This is a genomic window from Rummeliibacillus pycnus, assembly GCF_050459865.1.
GTDB classification, from domain to species: domain Bacteria; phylum Bacillota; class Bacilli; order Bacillales_A; family Planococcaceae; genus Rummeliibacillus; species Rummeliibacillus pycnus_B.
Genome location: NZ_JBCMNM010000051.1, coordinates 1 through 8,196, shown reverse-complemented (window position 1 = coordinate 8,196; position 8,196 = coordinate 1). Strand labels below are relative to the sequence as shown.

Below are 8,196 nucleotides of genomic sequence, written 5' to 3'. Positions count from 1 at the left end.
CGCCCGCGGAAAGCGAAGCTAATTCCACATCATGAAGAAAACAGATTAATACTAATAATGTTTGTAATTAAAGCGCCGTCTGTAGCGGAACATCTAGTGAAAAGTTAATGTGTTATTAATTGAAAAAATCCAACCTATTTTCATTTTTTGTGGAGATATGTTGGATTTTTTTGATTTAACCGTTCAATAAAATTGAGCGAATCTTGTAGATTGGAATACAAATAATTATTTTGATACACATTGTTAATTTTTTCCGTTGAAGTATTAACATAGTGTCCACTTAAATTAGGGTGTCTTTAAAATATAATTTATTTATAGAATTTTCAGAATTTTATTTTTAATAGAATTCATTAACGATAAAAAAGGAGAGAAGCGCATGAAGATTCAAGCGATGAATGAGACTTATTTGAGAGACAAAGAGGTAGTAATCAACTTGACGAAAGAGCTTGTGCAAATTCCTAGTGTTTACAGAGAAAATGATCCGGAAGGCAACGAAACAAAAGTTGCGATGTATGTTGCAGACTACTTAAAAAATATCGGTATTGAGACATACGTAGAAGAAGTAGTGCCTGGAAGACCAAATGTGATTGGTGTTGTTGATTCAGGTAAACCAGGGAAGACTCTCCTTTTTGAAGGGCATACAGATGTTGTAACAGAAGGAAATCGTGAAGCTTGGACATACGATCCATTTAGCGCAGAAATTGTGGATGGTCGAATGTATGGAAGAGGTACAAATGATACAAAGGGAAACCTTGCGTGCATGATTACGGCAGTACAATCTCTTCTATTAGATAAAGAAGCGTTTAATGGGAAAATTATTCTTTGTATACCTGTGGATGAAGAAGGGCTAATGCTTGGTATTAAGCATTTTATCAAACAAGGATGGGCGGATGGCGTAGATGGTGCCATTATTTGCGAACCGCAAGAAAATAATATTAGCATTGCACAACGTGGTGCTATCCGTCTTCAAGTCGATGTCTATGGCAAGATGGCTCATGGTGCCATTTCTTGGAGTGGGATTAATCCTAACTGGAGAATGGCAAGATTGATTGTAGAACTCGAAAAATTAGAGAAAGAAGAGCAACAAAGATTAGGTGAAGATCCATTTTTGAAATGGCCTTCTATTACACCAACAATTCTTAAGGCACCTGTTAAAGGAGATGCGCAAATTAACGTCATACCAGATCATTGTATGATGACACTGGATATCCGAACTATACCTGCTCAAGATCATGATGAATTGCTAGGCAAAATCAATGCTATCATTGAAAAACTAAAAAAAGATGATCCTGATTTCAAAGTGAACTTAACCGTTTTAGATAATCGTCCTGCAACAAGCACTTCCAAAGAAGATCCTGTTGTTCAAGCAATCTATGAAGCTGCAAAAAATGTAACAGGAACAGAACCAAAATATAATGGCGTACCTGGAGCAACGGATGGGACATTCCTCCACATGCATGGAGTTCCGATTGTTACAGTAGGTGCTGGTGACAGAGACATTCCACATCAAATTGATGAGTACGTTGATATTGAAGAGTTGGCGATTACTACTGCAATCTATAGAGAAGCAGCATTACGTTTTTTAAACAGTGAGGGTGTAGGCAATGACGAAATATAAAATTGCCGTCATACCAGGAGATGGTATTGGAATTGAAGTGATGGATGAAGCACTAAAAGTTTTGGATGTTTTACAAGAAAATAATCCTGACTTTGAAATTGAAAGAGAACAATTTCCATGGAACTCAGAGTATTATCTACAACATGGAAAAATGATGCCAGATGATGCTCTCCAAATTCTCCAATCCTTTGATGCTATCCTGTTTGGTGCTATAGGGGATACTAGAGTACCAGATGATATTACGATTTGGCAATTAATCATGCCAATCCGAAAACAATTCCAACAATACGTTAATTTTAGACCTGTAAAATCCTTACCTGGTATTCGCTCACCTCTTTCCGATGGAGAAAATATTGATTTTGTAATCTTCCGAGAAAATGCGGAGGGTGAATATTCAAATAGCGGGGGAAGGTTGTATGATTCGCAGGATTCCGAATTAGCCGTTCAAAATACTATCATGACTCGAGGCGGTATTGAAAGAATCGCAAGAGCAGCCAGCGATTACGCTGTGAGAGCTGGTAAAACCAAGATTACTAGCGCAACAAAATCAAATGCCATTACACATTCCATGAAGTTATGGGATGAGCATGTTAAACGAATTATTCAGGATGAATACAAGAATCTGAAATTAGAATCCTATTATATCGATGCACTCGTAGCTTATTTTGTTGAACGACCACAAACATTTGAAATTGTTGTGGCAACAAATTTATTTGGAGATATTTTATCTGATCTTGGATCGGGAATAGTTGGAGGGCTCGGTCTATCACCTTCAGCGAATATTAACCCTGAAAAGAATTTCCCTTCTATGTTTGAACCGGTTCATGGATCAGCACCAGACATTGCAGGTAAAGGTATTGCTAATCCAATCGCACAAATTTGGTCAACTGCATTGATGTTACAGCATCTAGGCCGACCAGATTTATCTGACATGATTATGAAAGCAATCGAGTTAGTCCTGTTAGAAGGAAAAACGAAAACGGCGGATATTGGTGGCAATGCAACAACTGTGCAAATGGGATCAGCCATAGCAGAGAAGATTAGAGAACAATATGACACGATAAGATTGGGGAACAAAGCCTATGAATTTAAACAATAAAGTCATTATTGTCACTGGAGCAGCAGGTGGAATGGGTAGAGCAATTGTATCTCAATTGTTAGAGCAGGGTGCTTATGTGGTAGGGATTGATTTATCAGAAAAATTATTAAATCAAACAAAACATCCAAATTACACAGTACAAGCTGGAAATGTACTAGATGAGACACGAATTGCTGAAATTTTTAGTCAAACATTTGAAAAATACGGGAAAATTGATGGTCTAGTAAATGCATTAGGTATTGCACAGTCCGCAACACCAATTGAAGAAGTTTCGATTGAACAGTGGCAAAAGATTATGGATATTAATGTGAAAAGTCTCTTTATCACAAGTAAAGAAGCTGTGAGATATATGAAATCTAAAAACCCAGGTTCTATTGTAACGATTGGGTCAATTTCGGCAGTTAGACCACGTCCGGGACTGCAAGCATATGTAGCTTCAAAAGGGGCGGCAGAAAGCTTTTCAAGAGCTTTAGCCATCGAATTAGCACCGTATGCAATTAGAGTTAATACAATCAATCCGGGTCCATCTGATACTAACATGCTTGGTCAATTTACAGCGAGTGGGGCAGATGTTGAAGCGACAAAAAAGGAAATATTTATTGATAGTATTCCACTTGGAAAGTTAATCGAGCCAGAGGATATCGCAAATGCTGTCAGTTATTTAATATCCGATCAATCTAAAATGGTCACAGGTGCGACCTTAAATGTTGATGGTGGTAGAGGACTGTAAAAAGGAGGGATGATTTTGAAAAGAATTCCGATGTTGATTAATGGTCAATGGATAGGGGACGAATCAAATGAATGGTTATCCGTTTTCAATCCTTCTAATGGCGAACAGATTGCAGAAATTGTAAAAGGTGAAAAACATCATGTTGATGAAGCGGTGAAGGCAGCACAAAATGCTTTCAATAGCCAAGAGTGGAAAAAGGTAAAACCTTATGAACGTGGGCAATTATTAATAAAACTTGCAAATTATATTAGAGAAAATGCAGAAGAATGGAGTCAATGGGAATGTCAAGATGTTGGCAAGCCAATCTCGCAGGCTCGTTCTGATGTGGAAGCAGCTGCGCGATATTTTGAATTTTATGGAGGAGCTGCAGATAAAGTGATGGGGGATACGATTCCAATTGAAGATGGCATTTTAAACGCAACTGTACTTGAGCCAGTTGGCGTAACAGCCCATATCATTCCCTGGAACTATCCAATCCAAATCACTGCAAGAAGTGTGGCAGCTGCGATTGCTACAGGTAATGCTGTCATTGTCAAAAGTGCGGAAGATACCCCGATGACAACTCATGCGATAGCAAAATGGTTTGATGAAAGTAAACTACCTAAAGGGATTTTTCAACATATTACAGGCTTAGGAAGTGAAGTTGGAGCACCGTTAGCGGGACATCCTGGTATCAATCACATTACATTCACAGGATCTGTTCCTACAGGAATTGCCGTTATGAAAACAGCAGCATCTAATGTTGTTCCTGTAACGCTTGAATTAGGTGGTAAATCACCGAATATTGTATTTGCTGATGCAGATGAAAATAAAGCACTAGAAGGTGTAGTAAGAGCTATTATTCAAAACGCAGGACAAACCTGCTCAGCTGGTGCAAGATTATTAATTGAAGAAAAATTGAAAGAATCATTTTTAGAAAAACTAAAAACTAGATTTGAAGAGTTAAAGATTGGTCCCGGAAAAGACGACTTAGATATGGGGCCAATTTTAAATCAAAAACAATTTAATCAAATTATGAATAAATTAGAGGCTGCAAAATCGAAGGGACAAGTGATTACTGGAGGTTCAGCAATCACGATTGAAGGGTCAGAAGGCGGTTACTATATTCAACCATCGATAATCGATGGATTAGACGCTTCAGACAATTTAGCACAGGAGGAGATTTTCGGACCTGTACTAACAGTCTTTACTTTTAATGATGTGGAGGAAGCGATTCAATTAGCGAATGCTACTGAATATGGACTCGTAACAGGGATTTGGACCAGCAATATTAATGTAGCACATTATGTAGCATCCAATGTGAAATCGGGTCAAGTATTTATCAATAATTATGGTGCTGCAGGTGGTGTTCAAATGCCTTTTGGTGGCTACAAAAAAAGTGGTATAGGTAGAGAAAAAGGCTTTATTGCATTAAAGAATTATACACAAATAAAAAATATAGCTATCAGTTTTACGATTTAACGCCAAAAGAGGTGAAAATATGCAAAATCAACAGCTTCAAAATGAACCCTCAATCACTGTTAGTGAAGATCAACTATTAAAAGTGCAGGGCTTAAAAACCTATTTTAAATTAGCAAAAGGAAACGTTGCTAAAGCAGTTGATGATGTAAGTTTCTCGATTAATAAGAGTGAAACAGTTGCATTAGTAGGTGAGTCAGGAAGTGGTAAAAGTATAACATCCTTATCCATTATGCGACTCATTCCTAATCCTCCTGGAGAAATCGTAGAAGGCTCAATTGAACTTGAAGGTAAGAATTTACTTTCCCTTTCGGAAGATGAAATGAGTAAAATTCGAGGGAATAAAATTGGCATGATTTTTCAAGAACCGATGACTTCCTTAGATCCCGTATTTACCATTGGAAATCAACTCATTGAATCGTTGATGAAACACCAAAAGATGAAGAAAAAAGAAGCATGGACGAAGGGAATAGAGTTACTAAAAATTGTTGGTATTGGGAGTGCGGAAAAGGTAATGAAGGAATATCCACATCAATTATCTGGTGGTATGAGACAACGAGTGATGATTGCCATCGCCATGTCGAATAATCCTAAACTACTGATTGCAGACGAACCCACAACAGCACTTGATGTAACTGTTCAAGCTCAAATATTGAACTTAATGCTCGAGATGAAAGTAAAATTTGGCACTTCCATACTTCTCATCACACATGATATGGGTGTAGTTGCTGAAACGGCTGACCGAGTTCTTGTGATGTATGGTGGCCAAATTGTCGAAGAAGCACCAGTAAAAGAGCTCTTCTTAGATACCAAACATCCATATACCATTGCACTATTAAAAACAATACCTAATCTAGAGATGGAATTAGAGCGATTGGAATCTATTCCCGGATCTGTTCCTCCAGCACATTTATTTCCAAAAGGATGCAGATTTGCTGAACGTTGCCAACATGTAATGTCAAAATGCAAGGAACAAAACCCGAATCTTGTAGAAATTGATCCTTATCATAAAGTACGCTGTCATCTTTATGATCAAGAAGGGAGGGGGATGATGTGAATGAGAAAGAAATACTTTTAGAGATAAAAAATCTTAAAACATATTTCCCTATAAAATCTTCAAATCTTCTTGGTAAAGGTGGTCAAGCAAAAGCAGTTGATGGTGTTTCTTTTGAACTGTATAAGGGTGAGACTCTCGGTATTGTAGGGGAATCCGGTTCGGGTAAATCTACTTTGGGGAGAACCATTCTTAGACTAATCGAACCAACTGAAGGAGAGATCATTTTCGAAGGACACCCCCTCCAACAGTTAAAACGACGGAAATTACAAGAACATCGAAAGTATATGCAAATGGTATTTCAAGACCCTTTCGCCTCCTTAAATCCGAGGAAGAGAGTCGAACAAATTATTGAAGAACCTCTAGCTGAACAGAAAGTTCTATCTAAATCTGAACGTTCAAGAAAAGTAGAGGAACTCATTACAAAAGTGGGATTACCTAAGGAATCGCTCAAAAAATTCCCACATGAATTTTCAGGTGGGCAAAGGCAACGAATTGGGATTGCAAGGGCGCTTTCGATGAATCCCAAATTTATTATTGCAGACGAACCTGTTTCGGCTTTAGATGTTTCTATTCAATCTCAAGTATTAAACCTAATGATGGATTTACAAGATGAGTTTGACTTAACTTACTTATTTATTTCCCATGATTTAAGTGTAGTAAAACACATTAGTGATCGTGTTGGGGTTATGTATTTGGGGAGAATCGTTGAGATTGGAACGAAGAAAGAAATTTTCGAAAATCCTCAACATCCTTATACAAAGGCATTATTATCGGCCATCCCTGTAGTAAATTTTGAAGGGGAAAAGCAGGCTATTCAACTTACTGGTGAACCACCAAGCCCTGCAAATCCACCAACAGGTTGTGCATTTCATCCAAGATGTCCATTTGCGATGGAGAGTTGTAAAATAGAACGCCCTAATCTTATTCAGTTTGAAGATCGTCAACAAGTTGCTTGTCATCTTTATTCTGAAGAAGAGTTCTATTCAAAAGCTGAAAATAGTACATCAGCAATTTAGAACATTTCATTATAGAAGGTGGTGCGATTCATGAGATTCGGTAATATTACAGATGTTCCAGGAATTAAGGTTGGTAATATTGAAAATATTGAAGTACTTACAGGATGTACAATTATTCTTTGTGAAAATGGAGCTGTATGTGGAGTAGATGTTCGTGGCTCAGCTCCTGGTACACGAGAAACAGATGCTCTTGACCCGATCAATCAAATTGACAAAGTACATGGTATCAGTTTGTCAGGTGGCAGTGCTTATGGATTAGATGCTGCCTCGGGTGTGATGCAATTTCTTGAAGAACAAGGTTTTGGACTTGATACGGGTTTAGTAAAAGTACCTATTGTCCCTGGTGCTGTGTTGTTTGATTTGCTAGTAGGGAATCCGCATATCCGTCCTGACAAACAGATGGGATATGATGCTGCCAAAAAAGCTGTCCAAGGCACTTTTTCTTTCGGTAATGTCGGTGCTGGTTGTGGGGCTACAGTTGGAAAGTTAGCAGGTGTAGAACACTGCATGAAAGGTGGATTGGGTAGTTCTTCTTTTGAGTTGGAGAATGGACTCATTGCAGGTGCCTTAGTTGCAGTGAACGCAGTAGGTGATGTAAGAAATCCCAAAACGCAAGAAATCCTAGCTGGCCCTTATGAATCTTCAACTGGCAAAATAATCGATAGTATTGAATACATGCAACAACAAGGAGTAGATGCTGCTATTCCTGGTACTAATACAACAATTGGTGTTGTGGCAATCAATGCCAAGTTAACAAAGGCCGAAGCAAAAAAGGTTGCACAAATTACTCAAAATGCCTTAGCTCGAACCATCTATCCTGTTCATACCATGGCTGATGGGGATACCATCTTTGCTTTAGGTACGGGTGATCAATCCTATCCAGTAGATTACGTGGCGAGCATCGCAGCAAGCGCAATGGAACAAGCCATCATGGCCGCAATAACTTCAGCAGAAGAAATAGCAGGAATACCAAGCTATAAAAGTATTTCAAGAAAGTGAATGGATTCATAATTCGAAGTTTTTCAGAAGTAACTCGAACATTTAATAGTTAGATGACTGCTGTATCACATGGAAAAGTGTCAAAAAAGAGAAAGCTGGAATTCTTGTTAGAAATGGAAGCAAATCAAGACTCTACTCAAACGAAGTGGGGATCATTAAAAATGTATTGCTATCTTCGTTGAAGTGGAATTAGCGTAGACTCCTGTGGGAAAACGAGCT

At 38.2% G+C, this 8,196-nt stretch carries 7 protein-coding genes; all 7 read left to right on the top strand.

Annotated features, from left to right (window positions below; genetic code table 11):
- Positions 1-376 precede the first annotated feature (376 nt).
- Genes ABE048_RS12595 through ABE048_RS12565 form a run of 7 tightly spaced genes read left to right on the top strand, consistent with a single transcriptional unit; the run spans position 377 to position 7,977 of the window.
- Positions 377-1,618, top strand: coding sequence for a M20 family metallopeptidase (locus tag ABE048_RS12595; RefSeq protein WP_430311628.1), 1,242 nt, complete (start codon positions 377-379; stop codon positions 1,616-1,618).
- A complete protein-coding gene (locus ABE048_RS12590; RefSeq protein ID WP_430311627.1) occupies positions 1,605-2,717 on the top strand; it encodes a tartrate dehydrogenase in 1,113 nt (370 codons plus the stop codon). Before ABE048_RS12595 ends, ABE048_RS12590 begins: the two co-directional genes overlap by 14 nt.
- Complete coding sequence (locus tag ABE048_RS12585) at positions 2,701-3,447, top strand: SDR family NAD(P)-dependent oxidoreductase (protein WP_430311626.1); 747 nt, start codon at positions 2,701-2,703, stop codon at positions 3,445-3,447. Before ABE048_RS12590 ends, ABE048_RS12585 begins: the two co-directional genes overlap by 17 nt.
- Before the next feature lie 15 nt (positions 3,448-3,462).
- Entirely contained in the window at positions 3,463-4,908 is a 1,446-nt protein-coding gene (locus tag ABE048_RS12580; protein ID WP_430311625.1) for an aldehyde dehydrogenase family protein, read from the top strand.
- Positions 4,909-4,927: 19 nt separating this feature from the next.
- The gene (locus tag ABE048_RS12575) at positions 4,928-5,962 is read left to right on the top strand and encodes an ABC transporter ATP-binding protein (RefSeq protein WP_430311624.1); all 1,035 of its coding nucleotides are present in this window, start codon (positions 4,928-4,930) and stop codon (positions 5,960-5,962) included.
- The gene (locus tag ABE048_RS12570) at positions 5,959-6,978 is read left to right on the top strand and encodes an ABC transporter ATP-binding protein (protein WP_430311623.1); all 1,020 of its coding nucleotides are present in this window, start codon (positions 5,959-5,961) and stop codon (positions 6,976-6,978) included. The genes ABE048_RS12575 and ABE048_RS12570 overlap by 4 nt, the downstream gene beginning before the upstream one ends.
- Positions 6,979-7,008: 30 nt before the next feature.
- Entirely contained in the window at positions 7,009-7,977 is a 969-nt protein-coding gene (locus tag ABE048_RS12565) for a P1 family peptidase (RefSeq protein WP_430311622.1), read from the top strand.
- Positions 7,978-8,196 lie beyond the last annotated feature (219 nt).